Here is a 530-nt window from a genome sequence, read left to right as displayed (position 1 = left end):
AATCGGTGCTCTCTATCAATGCCGATATCGATGTGCGTCATGCTAGCTTCCTCTCATTCCATCTGGTTTCACGACTTTTTGTAAGCCGTCAGCAAACAACTAAAAAAAGTATTGGATAGATGTTCTGATTTGTAAAAATGATAAAAATGAATGTAACGTTCGGAAATTTTGATTACTGAATGGAAGGCGTTGTCTATAGCAAATACCAACGCCCACAAAGCACACAAAGCACACAAAGCACACCGAGGTAACGGTGCGCTGCTGGGTTTAAACGATTTTGATTTCGAGATTATTTGAGAGATTGCTTCGCGATACGGGAAAGCGCTTCGAGACTGGAAACGTCCACATAGTTTGGGCGAAACGCGAGGGCTATTCTGCGGTGAGGGCCGGGCTCATTTAAATGCACTGCCGATAATACTGGGTAGTGCGTGACGAGCTGTTCCAGTGCCATTTCCGGGATCAAGGTTGTGCCCATTCCACTCATTACCATTTGAATTAACGTGTTTAGGCTGGTGGCACGGTATTCCTGA

At 45.1% G+C, this 530-nt stretch carries 1 protein-coding gene; it reads right to left on the bottom strand.

Going from position 1 to position 530, the window contains the following annotated elements; genetic code table 11:
* Positions 1-289 precede the first annotated feature (289 nt).
* On the bottom strand, positions 290-530 hold a 241-nt coding region (locus R7093_RS27745), incomplete at its 5' end, for a LysR substrate-binding domain-containing protein (protein ID WP_318147346.1).

It is taken from the genome of Vibrio sp. 1580, assembly GCF_033340055.1.
This window is presented reverse-complemented; position numbering and strand designations above follow the sequence as displayed.